The organism is Butyricimonas synergistica DSM 23225 (genome assembly GCF_000379665.1).
GTDB lineage: Bacteria > Bacteroidota > Bacteroidia > Bacteroidales > Marinifilaceae > Butyricimonas > Butyricimonas synergistica.
In genome coordinates this window covers 595,281-614,660 of the sequence record NZ_KB903359.1, presented here as the reverse complement: position 1 = coordinate 614,660, position 19,380 = coordinate 595,281, and the positions used below count along the sequence as shown (strand labels likewise).

The window sequence follows — 19,380 nt, the reverse complement described above, 5'->3', positions numbered from 1 at the left end:
AAACTATTGGGAAATACTGAATAAATGAAGAAGATTATAGATTTCACGGTCAAAGAAAACAAGAGATTGAATGACGATACCATTCTACTGGTACTGTATTCATCTGAATTGCCGGAGATAAAACCCGGACAGTTTGTCAATGTACGGGTAGATCATTCTCCATCCACTTTTTTAAGAAGACCTATATCCGTGCATGATGTAGATGTAGAGAATGGACTATTGTATCTCTTTATCAAGATTGTAGGATGTGGGACATCTACCCTGGGAGAAATTGAGCCCGGACAGAAGTTGAATATTATACTACCTTTGGGTAATAACTTTACAATTCCTTCTTCCGGTAGACCACTGCTGATAGGCGGTGGTTGTGGGGTTGCCCCGATGCTGCATCTTTCACGGGAAATGAAAGCCCGGGGACTATCTCCCGTGGTATTAATCGGAACACGCACGGATAAAGACATTCTTCGTAAAGAAGAATTTGAAAAATACGCTTCGGTATATTATACTACCGAGGATGGTTCTTTCGGGGAAAAAGGATACGTGACTCAACACTCTATACTGAACGAATCGTTTGACCATATTTTCTGTTGCGGTCCAGAAGTGATGATGAGAGCAGTTGCCGGTTATGCCAATTCTAAAAATATAGAATGTGAAGTATCTTTGGAAAACACGATGGCGTGTGGAATCGGGGCTTGCTTGTGTTGCGTGACAGACACGAAGGAAGGTCATAAATGTGTGTGTACGGAAGGTCCTATTTTTAATATAAAAGACTTGAAATGGCAGATTTAAGCATCAATATCAATGGTTTAGCATTAAAGAATCCCGTGTTGACAGCATCCGGGACGTTTGGTTACGGGACAGAATTCCAGGATTTTATTGATCTGGAACGTTTAGGTGGGTTTATTGTAAAAGGTACTACGCTTAAACATCGTGAAGGAAATCCTTACCCCCGTATGGCAGAAACTCCTTCCGGTATGCTAAATGCCGTGGGATTGCAAAATAAAGGCGTCGATTACTTTATCGAACACATTTACCCGACGATCAAGGATATCAAGAGTAATATTCTGGTTAATGTTTCTGGTTCCACGGTGAGTGACTATGTCGCAACCGCCGAGAAAATCAACGAATTGGAGAATATTCCCGGAATAGAGTTGAATATATCGTGCCCGAACGTGAAAGAAGGTGGCATGGCATTCGGAACTTCCTGTGCATCAGCTTCAGAAGTCGTGAATGAAGTCCGAAAGGTGTACAAGAAACATCTGATGGTAAAGTTATCGCCGAACGTGACTAGCATACAGGAAATAGCCTTAGCGGCAGAGGGGTCCGGAGCCGATTCCGTTTCCTTGATTAACACGCTGATGGGAATGGCGATTAACACGAAAACGAGGAAACCGGTTTTAAGCACAATCACCGGGGGACTGAGCGGTCCTTGCGTGAAACCCGTGGCTTTGCGGATGGTGTGGCAAGTTGCCAAGGTGGTAAAAATACCGGTAGTCGGTTTGGGTGGAATTTGTAGCGCTACTGATGCGATAGAATTTTTACTTGCTGGGGCGTCTGCCGTTCAGATCGGTACGGCAAACTTCATTGACCCGATGGTAACCGTCAAGGTGATCGACGGGATTAATGACTACTTGGATCAGAATGGTTTCACGTGCGTGCGGGATATTATCGGTCTGATTTAATTTGAAATCTAGTGCCTGGATTTTTTTTCATGATGAAAAAATAGAGAAGAGAATACGGTAGGTTCGAGATGAAATGAGGTTTCCCCGGTAAAACTCAGATTCAGGAAAACCTGAATAACAATTGACCATTCCGGTGTTATTCAGGTGGTGGTCTGGAGTTATAATGATGTTGTAGCCTGTTCTCTCCTTATTCTCTTCCTATTTTCTTCCCGTTCTAAAGCCCACTCATGTAATCTTCAAAACTCCCATCTTCAAAAAATAGAACAATCCGTTTGATTTTCTTTGTCGGAGATTTGGCAATAGTTCGGCTGATAACCTCTATTTCTGATTTTTTTTCTTTCTCACGATTTTGAGAATCGGAGTGTCCTTGGGGTTCATTAAAATCAAATAAAGTTGGTTCTTCAGGAATTATATTTTTTTCTTTAGGAAGAGAGGATGTATACATAGATCCGTTCCCAGTGATTAACCAACCTAAATCTATATCCGGAAAGGTTTTTGCGATATTATTGATAATGTCGAATCCCGGTTTATTTCTTCCGGCTAGGATATGAGATATGGTCGATGCATTTACGCCGATCAATGCAGCAAATTTAGTTGCTGTCAATCCTTTTTGCTCTATTATTTGATTCAATCGTTCTTGCATAACTCTCTCCTTTTGTAAAATCTTGCATTACAAATGTAATGTTTCTTGTTGAGATTTCAAAATTACATTTGTAATGACATGTATTTACAGATGTAATCAGAAAACTTGGATGTAGAAATGTAACATCCAAGCATCACTCCTATTTGTTTAATAGCCAGTCGCTTTTATTGTATTTACAATATTACAGCTTTAATCATCTTTCATTTGATTACAAATATATTAATATACAGTGTTTTAAATAACATCTCTACATTGTGACTATCTTTTACTAAAACTTTACTCAACACTTGTAATGCACTGGAGTATAATAATATAAACACTCAAGTTTACATTTATTTACAAGTACTTAGGAATCGATAAAGACGAAAGAAGCGAATTTACTTGAATGGTTACAATAGAATATGTTGTGTAAAATATTGGTTTTTAGTATATTGATTTACATTGTTTATAAAAGTTAATGCGTAATTACCGCCATCATCAAGTACTTTTATTTTCCTACTCGACAAATGCTTGATTTCAACTTTATCAAGTATTTATACATTACAAATGTAATGTTATCGAGCGATGTTATGTCTTTTACAAATGTAACAAACGAGAGCTTTGTTATCTGCATTAAAAACTTTACATTTGAAACAATAAAAAATCTAGTCATGACTATACAAGAAAAAATTACCGAATTAAGGCGGATCATGCGACGCGAGAATATTACCGCATACATCATATCCGGCACAGACCCTCACAATAGTGAATACCTTCCAGCTCCCTGGCAACAGAGAAAATGGATTTCCGGTTTTACCGGATCATTCGGAACCGTGGTTGTAACAACTGATGACGCTGGCTTATGGACGGATACAAGATATTTCATTCAAGCGGAACAAGAATTGGCAGGTTCCGGCATCACGTTGCATAAATTACGTATCCCGGGAGCAGTGGATTACCCACAATGGTTGGCAGAAGTATTGGAACCGGGTTCCAAGGTGGGTATAGACGGTTTTTGTATGTCCGTGAGTGATGTCCGTAATTTAAAAAATACCTTGGCTCCTAAAAACATCACGATACAGGAACAAATTGATTTACTCGGGGAAATGTGGCTGGATCGTCCGGCTCTTCCCGTGGGGAAATTATTGCGGCTGGATTTAAAATATGTCGGGGAATCGGCAAGTGAACGTATAGCCCGGGTTCGTCAATTTATTACCGCTCAAGGTGGTGGCGCCATGTTATTTAGTTGCCTGGACGAAATCGCCTGGATGTATAACATTCGTTGCAATGATATATCCTACAACCCGTTGGCGATTGCCTACGCAATTGTCGAGCTGGAGAAATCCCATTTGTTTATAAAGTTAGACAAGATTACCCCGGAAGTACAGAAACAATTGGAAGCCGATGGAATAGAATTGCATGATTATCATCATCTGTTTCTATTCTTGGATGAACAAGATAAAGAGAAGAAATTCCTGGTAGACACGAACACGTGTAATTATGCTGCCTACAATCGATTGGTAAAGCGTTTTGACACGAAAGAAGCGGAATCGCCTATTCCTCTAATGAAATCGGTGAAGAATGAAACCGAATTGGCAGGATTCCGGTTGGCTTGCAAAAAAGACGGCGTGGCGTTAACGAAATTCTTTTACTGGCTGGAAAAAACTCTGGCGGAAAGGACAATTACAGAAATTGAAGCCGCAGAGCAACTCACGAAATTCAGAGCGGAGAATGAAGGATATATGTCCGATAGCTTTGACACGATTTCTGCTTATGGAAAGAATGCAGCCCTTCCTCATTATTCAGCCACTCCTGAACGGCAATCGGAATTGCAACCTAGAGGATTGTATTTGGTGGATTCCGGGGCACAATATATACATGGTACCACGGACGTCACGAGGACTATGCCCCTAGGTGATTTAACTCGCTTGGAAAAAGAGGATTACACCCTGGTATTAAAAGGAATGATAGACCTTAGTATGCTGTATTTTCCTAAAGGTTCAAAAGGATGCAACATTGACATAGTTGCAAGGTTGCCTTTATATATGAATCTTAGAAATTTCGGGCACGGAACCGGGCATGGTGTTGGTTATTTCCTTAACGTGCACGAGGGACCGCAATCTATACGACCGGATCTGAAAAATCAAGAGATGCTTCCGGGCATGGTCACTTCCAATGAACCGGGATTATACCGGGAAGGATCACATGGTATCCGTCACGAGAATTTGATTGTCTGCCAACTGAAAGCAGAGAATGAATTTGGAGAATTCTATCAGTTTGAAACGATCACACTCTGTTATTTTGATACCTCCGCCCTTTTAGTTGAATTGTTGACTAAGGAGGAAATCAAATGGTTGAATGATTATAACGAACGGGTTTATCAAGAAGTGGCACCCCATTTGACGGATAAAGAAAAGAAGTGGCTGAAAGGAAAGACTTCAAAAATATAATCCATAAAAAAACGCCTTACGAATGCAAGGCGTTTTTTCATTAATGCAAATCATTCTCTTGTATAAGATGCAAATTGATCGCCTTCTTGATAGACTAGATTGCCACTATTTGATGAAATAATGGCAACAGTTATCAAATAATAATTCCCGGCTTGTGCTATTTTACTATCAATACTTGACTTTTCTAAAGTGAGTGCTCCCGTAGAAATCTGAGCTTCTGTATACTCCTGGATAGTCGCAAACTCAAAAAAAGTGGCATCTAAAGAACTTTTAGCAACGACTAAATATGCTGTAGCATTTTCCACCTTATTGAATTCAAAAGTAAGTTTATTATTGCTGTAATTAATACTTCCTTCCAATTTATTCTTCATAGTTTGAGAACTTGAACTAAAAGATGCAGAAGTTTGAGCTTGCTCACCTTCAACACTTGTAGCAGTCACCACGTATGTTCCAGTCGGAAAATCTGTAGAAGATGAAATAATAGAAGTTTGCCAAATATAACCATAATCGTCAACTTTCCCCATTATCATAGTTGTTCCTCCGGAAACGGTGCAATTGGTTATTTGCTCGTAATTATATCCTCGAACAAAAATTAATGGTGTAAATTTACTACTGTATGTTGCTTCTTCTCCATCAACTCCAGGAATCTTAGTTACCTCCTGTTTAACACACGCCCCACCATAAATCTGAAAATCAGGATCATCACTCTTCAGGCAAGACGTCAAAGAGAATATTGCTGCAAATAAAATTAAATACTGTTTTAAATTTAGAAATGTTTTCATTTTAGCCGTTTTTTATAGTTTAAAATATTCGTAATCACATTTGGTTTTTGAAATCACACTGCGAATATTCGCAAAAAAACAATAGGATGCAAAAAAAACGACGGCTTTTTAGCTAGTAATGATTTTTTTTTATTTTTTCGCGTAACGAACGCAACCATTCGCGTAATACTGCATCTAAGAAATAAGTTATCAATGTGTAATTTGGACAAAATAGTCGAACGATGTAAAAAAGGAGACAGAAAAGCGGGAGAACAACTTTATCATATGTTCTCTGCTAAAATGTTTGCTATATGCATCCAATATTCCAAATCACGCGAAGAGGCTGAAGATAACTTACAGGATGGTTTTATAAAGATTCTGGAGTCTATTGGACAGTACACGGGGAAAGGATCTTTCGAGGGATGGATGAAACGTATATTCATTAATACCGCACTGGAGAAATACCGGAAAAACCGTTCGTTGCAGGTTGTCGAAGAAGTTCCTGATGTAGTGGACGAAGACGATGTTGGTGACGATTTGAGCATTCCGCCAAACGTGTTGTTTGAGTTTGTCAATCAATTACCGGAAAAGTATCGGTTGGTTTTTAACTTGTATGTCATGGAGAACATGCAGCACAAAGAAATCGCCGCGATGCTGGGTATTTCCGACGGTACGTCAAAATCCAATCTGGCACGGGCAAAAGATATTTTGAAGAAGAAGATAAATGCATACTTGAGAGATGAGTGAGAATTTAGAGAAATTATTTAAGAATGCCTTGGAGCAAGTCTCCGTCGAGCCTTCGGCACGGGTATGGGAAAGGATTGATTCCCATTTCGTGATGAAGCAACGACGCCTGAGGCGTATTTATACATATAGTGGGGTTGCTGCCGCAATCATTTTACTATTATGTATTACTTTTTTAATTCCTGACAAACAAACAGGCATATATCCTCTCGCTCCTGTTGCAACTCTCAATCCAATTGATAACTCTCAGAATGAAAATCAAATATTAGCATTTACTTCTACTCCCCGTTCAATCCCGGCTATCACTCGGAAACGGGAAATTCGCTTCACCGAAACGGATACCAGGATGCTCGTTCCCGTGCAACTTAATATGTCGTCTTTAGATGACTTGAGGGTAGAGCAGCCCGAGAAAGAATTGAAAATGCCGGCTGTTCGCGGTGATTTTATCCCGCTCGTGAATGGAAATGCGTTGGAAAACCAAAAGAAATATTTAGCTTTATTGGGAGGGCATGAAATTGTTGAGAATGCGCCTAAAGTAAAACCCACGAAAGAAGAGAGAATATTTATGGTTGGAGGTTATATCTCTCCCGGATATTCTTCGGGAAGTTATCACGTTAATAACGAGAATGCTCGTTCCGCCCAATATGATAACAGCCAGATGACGGGTATCTTCAATTTAGGTGGAGGGTTGACTTTCGCCGTGAAACCTTCAAAACGTATATCCATTGAAACCGGGTTGGGATATTCTAGAATGGGACAAAAGACATCGGATGCACAAGTGTTCGTGCCTCGTGGAGATATGGTCAGTTACACGACTAATACACACGCTTATACCCCACTTGGTAACGTGAAAAATCAAGCAAAAGCAACCGTTTCGACTTCCGAGAATTATTTGTCTTTAAAGGGTGATCAGGATGAAGAAGGAAGTATTGAGCAGCAATTCGATGCAATCGAGATCCCCTTGGCTTTCCGCTTCCACCTGAACGACAATAAAATCCGATTTAGTATTCTAGGTGGTTTAGGGGCAAGCTTTCTCGTACGCAATCATACTTACGTGAATTACAGCGGTAAGAAAGAATTAATGGGAGAAGCCGAAGATATTCGAACATTCAATATAAGCACAAACGTAGGCTTGGGGATCGAGTATCCATTATCCAAATCAATCCGTCTGAAACTAGAGCCGGGATTCAAGTATTATCTACAATCTCTTAGCAAAAATAGCAATATTGATTTCAAGCCATACTCCTTCACGTTCTCAACAGGTATCGGGATAAATTTCTAAAGTTCGTCTTTGCCGTTGCAGGTTAATATTTCCGATTTAAAATTTCACTGGCTATAATCGCCTGGCGAATATCGAATTCAAAATGATTATCGGCTGTGTTGTTTTGTTGCTTGTTAGACAATTCTTGTTCTGCCTCTTCAAGTAAAATTGAAGCTCTTTTTACGCGGGATTTCCGGCTTTCCTGTTGCATCTTTTCCAGCATGGCGTAACGTTCTTCGTCAGTACGTCCGAAACCGGTGATGCTTTCCTCCTTTTCTTTTTCCATTTTTTCGGAAAGCTCTTCGTTATGCCACACGGGTTGAAAAATCTCTTCCGGCTTGAAGATTTCAGGTTGTTGGGTGATAATAACCGTATCGTCTTCCGATTCATCGAAGAACTCTTCCGGTTGATGTACTTCTGGGTGTGTGCCTTTTGCCTTTTTTTCCTTGGCGGATTTAATTAACCCCAGTGCACTGGCACCCAGAGTCAGTGCTATGTAAATAATTAAGTCAAGACCGTTATCACTCATAATATCAGTATATAATTGGCTTTTTAAGCCTCTCGTGGAACCTAAAATTTTATCAAATATACGTATTTTTTGAACACCCGGAAACGATCGACAGAAAAATATTGCACGAAACCATTTTTTATTTAATAAAATACTATTCTTTTTTTTACCTTTGTCAGCAAAGTAATATTACGTTCATACTTAAAAACAGAATATCCGGATGAGAACGAAAAGAGCATTAATCAGTGTATTTGACAAAAGTGGGATTGTTGATTTTGCTAAATCGCTAAATTCTATGGGTTGGGAAATTATTTCTACCGGAGGCACATCCAAGAAGCTAAAGGAAGAAGGAATAGACGTGAAAGATATTTCAGATATTACCCGATTTCCAGAGTGTTTTGACGGTAGAGTAAAAACTCTCCACCCGAATGTTGAAGGAGGTATTTTAGCCATCAGGGACAACGAAAAGCATCAGCAGCAAATGACCGAGTTAGGAATTGAACCTATCGATATGGTCGTTTGTAATCTATATCCGTTCAAGGAAACTATTTTAAAAGCAGGGGTTTCCCACGAGGAAATCATTGAAAATATTGACATCGGTGGTCCTACCATGATTCGGGCTGCCGCTAAGAACTATCCTTTCGTGACGGTAATTACCGATCCGGAGGACTATGGCAAGGTGATAGAAGAACTTCAAGCACATGGAGATACTTCTCTCGAGATGAAAGAATTATTAGCAGCAAAAGTGTTTATTCATACTTCACACTATGATGCTCTAATTGCCAACTATTTTTCAAAGAGATTGAATATCCAATCTCCGAAGACGCTGACGCTGACTTACGAGAAAAAGCAGGATCTTCGTTACGGGGAGAATCCCCATCAATCTGCCACGTTCTACACGCAAGTGCAGGAAACGGAAGGCACCTTGCCGGGAGCCATCCAATTGCAGGGAAAAGAATTATCTTATAATAATATAGGTGATACCGACGGGGCGTTGGAAACGTTGAAGGAATTTGACGAACCGACTATCGTGGCAGCCAAACACGCCAATCCTTGCGGGGTCGGGAGTGCCGACACGCTGGTGGAGGCTTTCAAAAAAGCGTACGAGGCTGATCCGGTATCTATTTATGGCGGTATTGTTGCCGCGAACCGGGAAATAGACAAGGCTACAGCGGAGGCGATGGCTCCCGTCTTCCTGGAAGTGATTGTAGCACCCTCCTTCTCTGAAGAAGCACGGGCTATATTCGCGAAGAAAAAGAATTTGAGATTATTGCAATTATCCGATATTACCAAGAGGGATTACACGTATCCGAAAGCGAAGACCGTTCTGGGCGGACTGTTAATCCAAGATATGGATTTACAGCTTCTGGGCGGAGAATTGCAGTACGTGACGAACCGTCGCCCGACAGAGAAAGAGTTAGAAGACATGTTGTTCGCGTGGAAAATCGTGAAACACACGAAATCAAACGCTATCGCGATAGCGAAAGACAAATGCTCGACAGGAGTTGGTCCCGGACAAGTCAGCCGGATATGGGCTTTAGAGAATGCTATCCGTCAGGGAGGTGAACGCATCCCGGGCAGCGTGATGGCATCAGATGCCTTCTTCCCGTTCGCTGATTGCGTGGAAGCCGCTCACAAGGCAGGTATCACGGCGATCATTCAACCCGGCGGGTCTATCCACGACCAGGATTCGATCGATGCGGCGAACAAATATAATATTGCGATGATTTTCACAGGAATGAGACACTTCAAACATTAATTTAGACTATGGGTTTGTTTTCTTTTTTAACACAAGATATAGCGATAGACTTGGGAACGGCAAATACCATTATCATCATGAATGATAAGATGGTGGTAAACGAGCCTTCCATCGTGGCTATCGACAAAAAGACTGAAAAAGTAATTGCCATCGGCGAAAGAGCTCGCCAGATGCAGGGTAAGACACACGAGTATATCAAGACCATCCGTCCTCTACGTGACGGAGTGATCGCGGATTTCAACGCCGCGGAACAGATGATCCGGGGAATGATCAAGATGGCAAACGGGAAAAGTAAGTTCTTCTCCCCGTCCCTGCGCATCGTGGTATGTATCCCCTCGGGAAGTACTGAGGTGGAATTGCGTGCCGTTCGCGACTCGGCAGAACACGCCGGGGGACGTGACGTGTACATGATTTACGAACCCATGGCTGCCGCCCTGGGTATCGGCTTGGACGTGGAAGCCCCGGAAGGAAACATGATCGTGGATATAGGTGGTGGTACTACCGAGATTGCCGTGATCTCCTTGGGCGGTATCGTGACGAACAAATCTATCCGCATTGCCGGTGACGATCTGACGGACGATATTCAAGAATACATGAGGCATCAGCACAACATCAAGATCGGTGAGCGTACTGCCGAGGAAATCAAGATCCATGTAGGTTCGGCACTTTCCGAGCTGGACGAACCGCCAGCAGACTTTGTGGTGCAGGGACCCAACCAGATGACCTCGCTTCCGGTAGAGGTTCCCGTTTCTTATCAAGAAATAGCACATTGTATCGAGAAATCCATTTCCAAGATAGAGATTGCCATTCTTGCCGCACTGGAACAAACGCCGCCGGAATTGTATGCCGACATCGTGAACAAGGGTATTTATCTTGCCGGAGGTGGAGCATTGCTCCGCGGGTTGGATAAACGGTTGACCGACAAGCTGAATATTCCGTTCCATATTGCCGAGGATCCGCTTCGTGCCGTGGCTCGGGGTACGGGTATCGCGCTGAAGAATGTAGATAGGTTCTCATTCCTTATAAGATAGTGATGTGAAAGAGATTATAAAACTTATATTAAAGTACCATTTTACTATAATTTTTATACTCCTGGAAATCGTAAGTTTCTCTCTGATTATTCGCCATAACGAATATCAGAGAGCAATTTTCTCGCAAAATGCCTCTACTCTATTCGGGAATATCTCGTCGATGACTACCGACGTGAAAGATTATTTCCGGTTAAAGGAGATTAACGAAACCCTTGCAAACGAGAACATTCAATTGAAGAAACGTTTGGAAGCGATCGAGGTGTTAAGGGATACGGTTGTCAGGGGCACGATTGTACAGGATAGTCTACCCGTTTACGATTACACCGGGGCGAAGGTGGTGAACGCTACTTTCAACCGGATGAAAAACTACATCACGATAGACCGGGGACGAAAAAACTTCATCGAGAAAGAGATGGGCGTGGCTTCACCGGACGGGGTCGTGGGGTTAATTCAGGATATAAGCGAAAACTATTCTATCGTTATCCCATTGGTCAACGTGGCTTCGAGAGTATCAGCCAAGATAAAGAAAAACAATTATTACGGTTCCCTGCAATGGGATGGCGATAATTACCGTTATTCTTACTTGAACGATGTCCCCTATCACGTGGAGGTAACCGAGGGAGATACGATCGTGACCTCCGGGCTTTCCAAGATTTTCCCGGAAGGCATTGTCGTGGGTTACGTGGAATCGGTAGACAAGGAAACGGCTAATTTTTTGAAAATAAAAGTGAGATTAGCGGTTGACTTTAAACGCTTGAGTCACGTGTACGTGATCGATAATGACAAGAAGAACGAGCAAAACCTGTTAGAAGCCATAAACTATCATGAATAATGTAAATTATCTGATCCATTTACTGATTTTATCGATTCTTCAGATCGTGATCGTGGATAATATCCACCTTGGCTCTTATTTCTATATCAATATCTACATTCTTGCCATTTTCATTCTGCCATACAAGGTGAAAGGTATACCATTACTTCTATTCGGTTTCCTCTTGGGATTCCTGATGGACTTGGCGGACAACACGGTGGGGATTCACGCGGCTGCCTCTACTTTCTTGGCTTACATCCGCCCTCGCCTGCTGTTACTGACTTCTACACGGGAAGAGTTGGATGAAGCGCACGGGACGTTGCGACTAGAAGATTTCAGGTGGTTTCTAAAATATTCTTTTCTATCCACCCTGTTTTTCAATATAGTCCTAGTCTTCGCCGAGGCTTTCACTTTTAATGATATAGGCATCACGATTATACGGATTATTTTGAGTACCTTTATTTCCATGCTGTTCATTTTGCTTTACTATTTTATAGGAATCAAGAAGGTACAGCAATAAAATCGTATTTTTCAACAGAATAACAGGATATTGGCATGAATAAGTTCGGGTACAGGAAAGAGATCATATCAGGGATCATTATAACGGTGTGTGCCATATATATATTGCGGTTGTTCTACTATCAAGTGATAGACGACACCTACAAAATTATGGGGGACAATAATTCTCAACGCACGGAAACTCTCTATCCGGCACGCGGATTGATTTATGATCGTAACGGCAAACTTTTGGTTGACAACCAGGCAGCCTACGATCTGCTCATTATCCCGGATCAGGTGAAAAAGTTCGACACGTTGGAATTAATTTCAATCTTGGACATCAGTAAGGAATACTTGGAAAAAGGCATACAGAAATGCAGAAGTTATGCCCGCTACAAGCCTTCCATATTGATTTCACAGATCACCGGAGACAAATACGCTATTCTCCAGGAAAAGCTATACCGTTATCCGGGTTTTTATACCCAAACCAGAACATTGCGGAAATATAACGTGAATCACTCCGCGGATGTCTTCGGGTATATCAGTGAGGTTTCGCAGGAACAAATCACCAAGAATCCTTATTACGCTCCCGGGGATTATGTCGGAATGAGCGGGCTGGAACGCACTTACGAGGAACACCTGCGAGGAACTAAAGGCAAGCAGATCGTGCTTGTTGACAATAAAAACAGGAAACAAGGGTCTTTTGCCGACGGGGAATACGACGAAGAAGCTATCGTCGGGGAAAACCTGCATACCACTTTAGATATCGATTTGCAAGAGTATGCGTACCAATTGATGCGGAATAAAAAAGGAGGTATCGTGGCAATAGAACCGAGCACGGGCGAGATTCTGGTAAAAATGTCCAGTCCGGGATATGACCCGCAACTCATGGTCGGGCTGGAACGGGGAAAAAACTATTCCAAATTGCTCAATGACCCTTTGAATCCCTTGTTCGATAGAACGACCATGGCACAATATCCCCCGGGATCTATATTCAAGACGGTTCAAGCCCTTATCGGGTTACAGACAAAAGCCATTACCCCACATACGCAGGCGACGTGTAACGGGGGGGCTTATATCGTGGGAGGCAGATTCATGAAATGCCACCACCACAGTTCGCCCGTGGATTTGGTTGCGTCTATCGAGAACTCTTGCAACCCGTATTACGTGAATGTTTTTAAACGAGTTTTGGAATTACCGGAATACGGCAGCGTGCGCAACGCTTACAATGAATGGAGAAATTACGTGACATCCTTCGGTTTTGGAAGTAAGATATGTCCCGATTTCTCGAATGAGGTTTCGGGAGAGATATACACGCAAGAGAAGTATGACAAGGTGTTCAAGACGCAAAAATGGTACGCCTCGTACATCATTTCCCTTTCCATCGGGCAAGGAGAATTGCTCATCACTCCCATTCAAATGGCAAACCTGGCAGCTGTACTGGCAAACCGGGGATATTATATCACCCCCCATATCGTGCGTCCACTGAATGATTCATTGGCTGGGCGCATCGAGAAACACCAGATTCCTATCGACCGGAAATATTACGAACCGATCGTGGAAGGGATGCAAATGGTTATCAAGGGAGGAACCGGACGCCGGGCACAAGTGGATTCCATCACGATGGCGGGAAAGACCGGGACGGTACAAAATCCTCACGGGGATGACCACTCCGTGTTTATTGCCTTCGCCCCAGTCGAGAATCCCAAGATAGCCTTAATCGTGTACGTGGAGAACGGTGTATGGGGCTCCCGTTACGCGGCGCCCATAGCCGGTTTGATGATCGAGAAATACTTGAAAGGGAAGATTTCCGACAAGAAGAAGCCTCTTGAAAAGGAGATGTTCGAGGCAAATTTAATCAAGAGTGAAAACCTTAAAAATAACGAGAAAGGCGATGAATAGCAGATCCAACAAATTACTGGCAAATCTGGATTGGGTTGCCATCCTTTTATACGTGTTGCTGGTGCTTATCGGATGGATAAACATATATGCTGCCGTTTACGATGAAAATCATAGCAGTATCTTGGATATATCGCAAAAGTATGGCAAGCAACTAATCTGGATTGGGGCGGCTTTCGTGCTTGCATTCCTGGTTCTGCTCACGGACAGTAAATTTTATTCCTCTTTCTCTTTAGTCATTTACGGGTTCATGGTCGCCTTGTTGATAGCCGTTCTGCTATTCGGCAAGGAGGTGAAAGGCTCGCGTTCGTGGTTCGGCTTCGGGGATTTCGGATTCCAACCTGCTGAGTTCGCTAAATTCGCGACCTGCCTGGCTCTTGCCTATATCATGAGTCGCCACAACTTCAAGGTCATGCGTTTTTCTAGCCTGCTCACGATCGGGATTATCATACTCGTTCCGGCAGGACTTATTATCTTGCAAAACGACACGGGGTCGGCACTCGTGTACAGTAGCCTTATCTTCGTGTTATTCCGGGAAGGATTGTACGGTTCCATCCTGTTACTTTGCTTCGTGGTGGCGGTCATATTCATTATCTCGTTGCTCTACACTCCTTTTACGGTATTGATGATTATTATCGGCGGCACGCTTATTGCATTCTATTATTACCGCCATGACCTCAAGGAACTCTTTTATCTCATGGTCTTTATTGCCGGGGGATTTGGGGTGTTCGCACTGGTGAAATGGGCTTTTCACTTGTCTATTTCAGAATATTATATGCTACTGATCGTGTATATCATCACGAGTATTGCGGTCTTGTACCCGATATACAAGCGGAAAATGAAGCACATGATCACTTTGCTTTTTGTTTCCTGGCTTTGCGTGGGAGCTTCCCCTTCGGTGGATTACGCCTTCAACCATTTGCAGCCCCACCAGCAAGACCGTATCAATGAATTATTGGGAATCAAAGTCGACCCTAGGGGTGTCGGCTACAACGTGATTCAGTCTAAGATAACTATCGGTTCCGGTGGATTTGCCGGGAAAGGTTTTTTAGAGGGGACACTAACAAAATTCAATTTCGTACCGGAACAAAGTACCGACTTTATTTTCTGTACCGTGGGCGAAGAATGGGGATTCCTCGGGAGTTCGGCTGTTATATTGTTGTTCATGGCTTTTATCTTGCGTATCATCAATATGGCTGAACGCCAGCGTTCGGCTTTTTCCAGGATATACGGGTACGGGGTCGCCTCCATCCTATTCTTCCACCTTGCCGTGAACATCGGCATGACTATCGGCTTTGCCCCAGTGATCGGGATTCCTCTACCCTTTTTCAGTTACGGGGGATCTTCCCTTTGGTCGTTCACGATATTAATTTTCATCTTCTTGAGATTAGACGCAAACAGATTGCAAGTATTCAGGTAAAATTCTTGCGGATATTCAAGGTTTTTAATACTTTCGTTCCCAAATGAAATAAACACGAAAAGGATGAAAACATTAATTATCAACATAAAGCAACTCGTTCAGGTTGAAGAAGAACCGCGTAAATGGGTGGCTGGTGCCGATATGGCAAAACTAGGTACGATTGATGATGCCTACCTCTTGATTGACGGCGACCGTATCGAGGCTTTCGGGAAAATGAGTGAATTGAACCAGGATGCTATATACGAGAATGCCGACACGGTGCAAGAAGTCAATGCCACGGGACGCCTGGTATTGCCCGCCTATTGCGATTCGCACACGCATCTCGTGTATGCCGGAAGCCGCGAAATCGAGTACATCGACAAAATCAAGGGGCTCTCTTATGAAGAAATCGCCAAGAGGGGCGGCGGAATCCTGAATTCAGCCGAACGTATCCGCAAAGCGTCCGAACAGGAACTGTTCGACTCGGCGTATGCTCGCCTGCAAGAAATCGCCTCGCTGGGAACCGGAGCCGTGGAAATCAAGAGCGGTTACGGTCTGGATACCGAGAGCGAACTCAAGATGTTGAGAGTCATCCGGCGCTTGAAGGAAGAAACTCCTTTAACTATAAAATCCACCTTCCTGGGGGCTCACGCCGTACCGCTGGAATACAAGGGACGGCAAACCGAGTACGTGGATTTAATCATCAATGAAATGATCCCCGCCGTGGCGGCTGAAGATTTAGCCGACTATATCGACGTGTTCTGTGACAAGGGATTCTTCACCGTGGAGGATACAGACAGGATGCTGAACGCCGGAATGAAGTACGGAATGCGTGCGAAGATACACGCTAACGAGCTGGATTACTCGGGTGGTATCCAAGTCGGGGTTAAATACAACGCCCTTTCCGTCGATCACCTCGAGTACGTGGGTGAAGAAGAAATAGCCGCCTTGAAGGGAAGCGAAACGATGCCGACCGTGTTGCCGGGAGCCGCATTCTTCTTGAATATGCCTTATTCTCCCGTGCGCTCCATGATCAATGCCGGGTTACCGGTTGCCTTGGCATCCGATTTTAACCCGGGCTCCTCTCCTTCCGGAAACATGAAGTTCGTGATGTCACTCGGTTGTGTCAATTACAAGATGTTGCCGGAAGAAGTGATAAACGCTACCACGATAAACTCGGCATATGCCATGGGTGTCGAAGACGAACTCGGCAGTATCGCTGTGGGCAAGAAAGCTAATTTCTACATCACAACCCCGATCACAGGTATCGAGTATCTCCCCTACGCTTACGGAAGCGACTTGGTGGAAGCCGTATTCTTGAACGGGGAACAAATCTGACACGCTATGCCGTATTCGCATTACAAGAAAATATGGATCCGGAAGGCGTACAGGATACGCTACCCTTAGTTGATTTTAGATTTAATGATTTTAGATTCGAGTAGTGTAGTATTTAATTTATTGTAAATTTCAATTTAAACAAGGATATGAAAAAATTAATAGAATGCGTTCCGAATTTTAGTGAAGGGAACGATATGCACATTATTGACCAGATTACGGCAGAAATTAAAGCTGTTGAAGGAGTTAGCCTGATTGACGTGGATCCCGGCAAGGCAACGAACCGCACGGTAGTAACCATGGTAGGTACGCCAGAAGAAGTTTGCGAAGCCGCTTTCCGTGCCGTGAAGAAAGCCTCTGAACTGATTGATATGAAAAAACATAAAGGAGCGCATCCTCGTTTCGGGGCTACTGACGTGTGTCCCTTGGTGCCCGTGTCAAACATCACCATGGAGGAAACCGTGGAATACGCCCGTGCTTTGGCAAAACGTATCGGGGAAGAATTGAATATCCCGGTATATTGCTACGAGAACGCCGCTTTCACGCCGGAGAGAAAGAATCTGGCTACTTGCCGTGCCGGAGAATACGAGGCTTTGGGCGAGCGTTTGAGCAGCGAGCAATGGCATCCGGATTTCGGTCCCCGTGAATTGAACGAGTGGACAGCCAAGACCGGGGCAACAGCCGTGGGAGCCCGCAATTTCCTGGTAGCCTACAACGTGAACTTGAATTCCACCTCTACCCGCCGCGCTAATGCCATTGCTTTCGACGTGCGCGAACGCGGACGTGCCAAGAGAGAAGGAAATCCTATTACCGGGAAGATCGTGAAAGACGAGAATGGTAAAAACGTGATGATCCCCGGAACGTTGAAATCAGTAAAAGCTATCGGCTGGTATATCGAGGAGTACGGAATCGCCCAAATCTCTATGAACTTGACGGACATAAGCGTAACCTCCGTGCACGAGGCGTTCGATGAAGTATGCCGCAAGGCGCAAGACCGCGGTATTCGTGTAACGGGTTCCGAGTTGGTGGGTGTAATTCCATTAAAAGCCATGTTAGATGCCGGACGTTATTTTCTGCGCAAGCAACAACGCTCTACCGGGGTTTCCGACAAGGAATTGATTAAAATAGCCGTGAAATCTTTAGGTCTGGATGAACTTTATCCTTTTGAACCGAGAAAGAAAATCATCGAGTATATACTGGAAGACGAGATGAATCAGGGAAAGAAATTCCTGATCGACATGAACCTTCGCGAATTTGCTGACGAAACGGCTTCCGAGTCACCCGCACCCGGAGGTGGTTCTATTTCTGCTTACATGGGGGCTTTGGCTTCTTCCCTCGCCACGATGGTAGCCAACCTTTCCTCGCACAAGCGCGGTTGGGACGAACGCTGGGAAGAATTCAGCAATTGGGCTGAAAGAGGAAAAGCTTACCAGGTTGAGTTAATCAGAATGGTTGACGAGGATACCAACGCCTTCAACCGTATCATGGATGCCTTCAGCTTACCCAAGAAATCGGAAGAAGAAAAGGCTGCACGTCATCAAGCCATTCAGGATGCAACCAAGTTCGCTACCGAAGTGCCTTTCAAAACGATGATGCTCTGTTACGAGTGCATGGAAGTCGTGAAAGCTATGGCTGAAATCGGTAACCCGAATTCCGTAACCGACGCCGGGGTTGGTGCTTTGGCTGCCCGTTCCGGGGTTATCGGAGCATTCCTCAACGTGAAGATCAATGCGGCAGGCTTGGACGACAAAGAGTATGCTAACGATATCATTTCCAGAGGTGAAAGAGTGGTTGAAATGGCAAAACAAATGGAAACCGATATTTTAAATATCGTGGACTCCAAGATTTGATTCAAGTAAATCTATACATAAAAATAGCTAGTTCATTATGAACTAGCTATTTTTATATCAAGCTACCGAGGTAATCCCCGAGAGAACCCGGTGTGATAAGGGAGAAATCCTAAGTTAACTTTGGTACATTTTCGGTACAACTTCGGTGCAAAGACCTTCACGAGCATCCGTGAGGCATCTTTGATTGGCGAGTATTTCGTGAAAGTGAGATTATTTCCCCCTTTCTTCTCCCTCGTTACCCTTTCTTCTCCCTCGGACAAGGACACTTTCCGCTATTCCCGGATCTCGAATTGTTTGCTTAAATCAACCGCTGAAATATACCCTTCGTGGCGGAAATACTCCTTCCCGTTCCTGTCAAGTAGTACTTGAGCCGGGATCGTCACGATGCCAAAATGCTTCACGATATCTTTATTCTCGGGAAGTGTCACGTTAATAAACACGGCATTTACTTTACCCACGTAACGTTCGCGTACTTCATCCAGGACTTTTTCCATAAGTTTGCAGGAATGGCAGGTAGTTGCCCCGAACTCCAGGAAAGTAATCTGGTAATCACTGCCGTTCCGGTTGTAATTGTATCGCCGGGCAATCGTATCGGCTATCGCTTCATTTTTCTCAGTCGTACTATTTTTTACCTGCATCCCCGAGAGGAAACGACTGATATTCCCCCTTAGAAGAAACAAGCTTCCCAGTAACACGAGAATACTGATAACATATATATAACTCTGAACACGTGCTTTCATTATTAATTCATTTAAAGTTCACCTGGCATTCGC

Annotated in this window: 17 protein-coding genes; 13 read left to right on the top strand and 4 right to left on the bottom strand. The window is 43.5% G+C overall.

Annotated elements, in window-relative coordinates:
- Positions 1–24 precede the first annotated feature (24 nt).
- Complete coding sequence (locus A3CY_RS0102685) at positions 25–786, top strand: dihydroorotate dehydrogenase electron transfer subunit (RefSeq protein WP_018336354.1); 762 nt, start codon at positions 25–27, stop codon at positions 784–786.
- A complete protein-coding gene (locus A3CY_RS0102680) occupies positions 774–1,679 on the top strand; it encodes a dihydroorotate dehydrogenase (RefSeq protein ID WP_018336353.1) in 906 nt (301 codons plus the stop codon). Before A3CY_RS0102685 ends, A3CY_RS0102680 begins: the two co-directional genes overlap by 13 nt.
- Positions 1,680–1,893: 214 nt before the next feature.
- Here the strand turns inward: A3CY_RS0102680 and A3CY_RS21810 are convergent, their stop codons facing one another.
- Positions 1,894–2,322, bottom strand: coding sequence for a helix-turn-helix domain-containing protein (locus tag A3CY_RS21810; RefSeq protein WP_018336352.1), 429 nt, complete (start codon positions 2,320–2,322; stop codon positions 1,894–1,896).
- A gap of 650 nt (positions 2,323–2,972) precedes the next feature.
- On the opposite strand from A3CY_RS21810, the gene A3CY_RS0102670 reads away from it, so the two are divergent.
- Entirely contained in the window at positions 2,973–4,751 is a 1,779-nt protein-coding gene (locus A3CY_RS0102670) for an aminopeptidase P family protein (protein WP_018336351.1), read from the top strand.
- A 50-nt stretch (positions 4,752–4,801) separates the two neighbouring features.
- Here the strand turns inward: A3CY_RS0102670 and A3CY_RS0102665 are convergent, their stop codons facing one another.
- Positions 4,802–5,533: a hypothetical protein gene (locus A3CY_RS0102665; protein ID WP_018336350.1), complete on the bottom strand. Its 732-nt coding sequence runs from the start codon at positions 5,531–5,533 to the stop codon at positions 4,802–4,804.
- Positions 5,534–5,725: 192 nt separating this feature from the next.
- Here A3CY_RS0102665 and A3CY_RS0102660 point away from each other — a divergent pair, with 192 nt between their 5' ends.
- Entirely contained in the window at positions 5,726–6,259 is a 534-nt protein-coding gene (locus tag A3CY_RS0102660) for an RNA polymerase sigma factor (protein WP_018336349.1), read from the top strand.
- Complete coding sequence (locus A3CY_RS0102655; RefSeq protein ID WP_018336348.1) at positions 6,252–7,538, top strand: outer membrane beta-barrel protein; 1,287 nt, start codon at positions 6,252–6,254, stop codon at positions 7,536–7,538. Before A3CY_RS0102660 ends, A3CY_RS0102655 begins: the two co-directional genes overlap by 8 nt.
- A gap of 22 nt (positions 7,539–7,560) precedes the next feature.
- Here the strand turns inward: A3CY_RS0102655 and A3CY_RS0102650 are convergent, their stop codons facing one another.
- On the bottom strand, positions 7,561–8,046 hold the full coding sequence (locus A3CY_RS0102650; protein ID WP_018336347.1) for a hypothetical protein: 486 nt from the start codon (positions 8,044–8,046) through the stop codon (positions 7,561–7,563).
- A 199-nt stretch (positions 8,047–8,245) separates the two neighbouring features.
- Between A3CY_RS0102650 and purH the strand changes: the two genes are divergently transcribed.
- The 8 genes from purH to ftcD all read left to right on the top strand — a co-directional run bounded on the left by purH (position 8,246) and on the right by ftcD (position 18,607).
- Complete coding sequence (gene purH, locus A3CY_RS0102645; protein ID WP_018336346.1) at positions 8,246–9,784, top strand: bifunctional phosphoribosylaminoimidazolecarboxamide formyltransferase/IMP cyclohydrolase; 1,539 nt, start codon at positions 8,246–8,248, stop codon at positions 9,782–9,784.
- Between the two features lie 8 nt (positions 9,785–9,792).
- A complete protein-coding gene (locus A3CY_RS0102640) occupies positions 9,793–10,815 on the top strand; it encodes a rod shape-determining protein (RefSeq protein WP_018336345.1) in 1,023 nt (340 codons plus the stop codon).
- A 4-nt stretch (positions 10,816–10,819) separates the two neighbouring features.
- On the top strand, positions 10,820–11,647 hold the full coding sequence (gene mreC, locus A3CY_RS0102635; protein ID WP_026207227.1) for a rod shape-determining protein MreC: 828 nt from the start codon (positions 10,820–10,822) through the stop codon (positions 11,645–11,647).
- Positions 11,640–12,146, top strand: a complete 507-nt coding sequence (locus A3CY_RS0102630; RefSeq protein WP_018336343.1) for a hypothetical protein — start codon at positions 11,640–11,642, stop codon at positions 12,144–12,146. The genes mreC and A3CY_RS0102630 overlap by 8 nt, the downstream gene beginning before the upstream one ends.
- Before the next feature lie 35 nt (positions 12,147–12,181).
- Positions 12,182–14,026 carry a penicillin-binding protein 2 gene (gene mrdA, locus A3CY_RS0102625; protein ID WP_018336342.1) on the top strand — a complete coding sequence of 615 codons (1,845 nt, stop codon included), beginning with the start codon at positions 12,182–12,184 and terminating at the stop codon, positions 14,024–14,026.
- Positions 14,019–15,443, top strand: a complete 1,425-nt coding sequence (gene rodA, locus A3CY_RS0102620; RefSeq protein ID WP_018336341.1) for a rod shape-determining protein RodA — start codon at positions 14,019–14,021, stop codon at positions 15,441–15,443. Before mrdA ends, rodA begins: the two co-directional genes overlap by 8 nt.
- A gap of 63 nt (positions 15,444–15,506) precedes the next feature.
- On the top strand, positions 15,507–16,760 hold the full coding sequence (gene hutI, locus A3CY_RS0102615) for an imidazolonepropionase (protein ID WP_018336340.1): 1,254 nt from the start codon (positions 15,507–15,509) through the stop codon (positions 16,758–16,760).
- Positions 16,761–16,906: 146 nt separating this feature from the next.
- Positions 16,907–18,607, top strand: a complete 1,701-nt coding sequence (gene ftcD / locus A3CY_RS0102610) for a glutamate formimidoyltransferase (protein ID WP_018336339.1) — start codon at positions 16,907–16,909, stop codon at positions 18,605–18,607.
- A gap of 272 nt (positions 18,608–18,879) precedes the next feature.
- Here ftcD and A3CY_RS21805 read toward each other — a convergent pair whose 3' ends face one another.
- On the bottom strand, positions 18,880–19,347 hold the full coding sequence (locus A3CY_RS21805) for a thioredoxin family protein (RefSeq protein ID WP_018336337.1): 468 nt from the start codon (positions 19,345–19,347) through the stop codon (positions 18,880–18,882).
- Positions 19,348–19,380 lie beyond the last annotated feature (33 nt).

Excerpts from the sequence above, each read along its gene's own strand:
- A3CY_RS0102680 (WP_018336353.1), top strand. The coding sequence starts at position 774 with ATGGCAGATTTAAGCATCAATATCAATGGTTTAGCATTAAAGAATCCC.
- A3CY_RS0102665 (WP_018336350.1), bottom strand. The coding sequence starts at position 5,533 with ATGAAAACATTTCTAAATTTAAAACAGTATTTAATTTTATTTGCAGCA.
- A3CY_RS21805 (WP_018336337.1), bottom strand. The coding sequence starts at position 19,347 with ATGAAAGCACGTGTTCAGAGTTATATATATGTTATCAGTATTCTCGTG.
- ftcD (WP_018336339.1), top strand. The coding sequence starts at position 16,907 with ATGAAAAAATTAATAGAATGCGTTCCGAATTTTAGTGAAGGGAACGAT.
- A3CY_RS0102670 (WP_018336351.1), top strand. The coding sequence starts at position 2,973 with ATGACTATACAAGAAAAAATTACCGAATTAAGGCGGATCATGCGACGC.
- A3CY_RS21810 (WP_018336352.1), bottom strand. The coding sequence starts at position 2,322 with ATGCAAGAACGATTGAATCAAATAATAGAGCAAAAAGGATTGACAGCA.
- A3CY_RS0102640 (WP_018336345.1), top strand. The coding sequence starts at position 9,793 with ATGGGTTTGTTTTCTTTTTTAACACAAGATATAGCGATAGACTTGGGA.
- hutI (WP_018336340.1), top strand. The coding sequence starts at position 15,507 with ATGAAAACATTAATTATCAACATAAAGCAACTCGTTCAGGTTGAAGAA.
- mrdA (WP_018336342.1), top strand. The coding sequence starts at position 12,182 with ATGAATAAGTTCGGGTACAGGAAAGAGATCATATCAGGGATCATTATA.
- purH (WP_018336346.1), top strand. The coding sequence starts at position 8,246 with ATGAGAACGAAAAGAGCATTAATCAGTGTATTTGACAAAAGTGGGATT.
- A3CY_RS0102650 (WP_018336347.1), bottom strand. The coding sequence starts at position 8,046 with ATGAGTGATAACGGTCTTGACTTAATTATTTACATAGCACTGACTCTG.
- A3CY_RS0102660 (WP_018336349.1), top strand. The coding sequence starts at position 5,726 with ATGTGTAATTTGGACAAAATAGTCGAACGATGTAAAAAAGGAGACAGA.
- A3CY_RS0102685 (WP_018336354.1), top strand. The coding sequence starts at position 25 with ATGAAGAAGATTATAGATTTCACGGTCAAAGAAAACAAGAGATTGAAT.
- rodA (WP_018336341.1), top strand. The coding sequence starts at position 14,019 with ATGAATAGCAGATCCAACAAATTACTGGCAAATCTGGATTGGGTTGCC.
- A3CY_RS0102655 (WP_018336348.1), top strand. The coding sequence starts at position 6,252 with ATGAGTGAGAATTTAGAGAAATTATTTAAGAATGCCTTGGAGCAAGTC.
- A3CY_RS0102630 (WP_018336343.1), top strand. The coding sequence starts at position 11,640 with ATGAATAATGTAAATTATCTGATCCATTTACTGATTTTATCGATTCTT.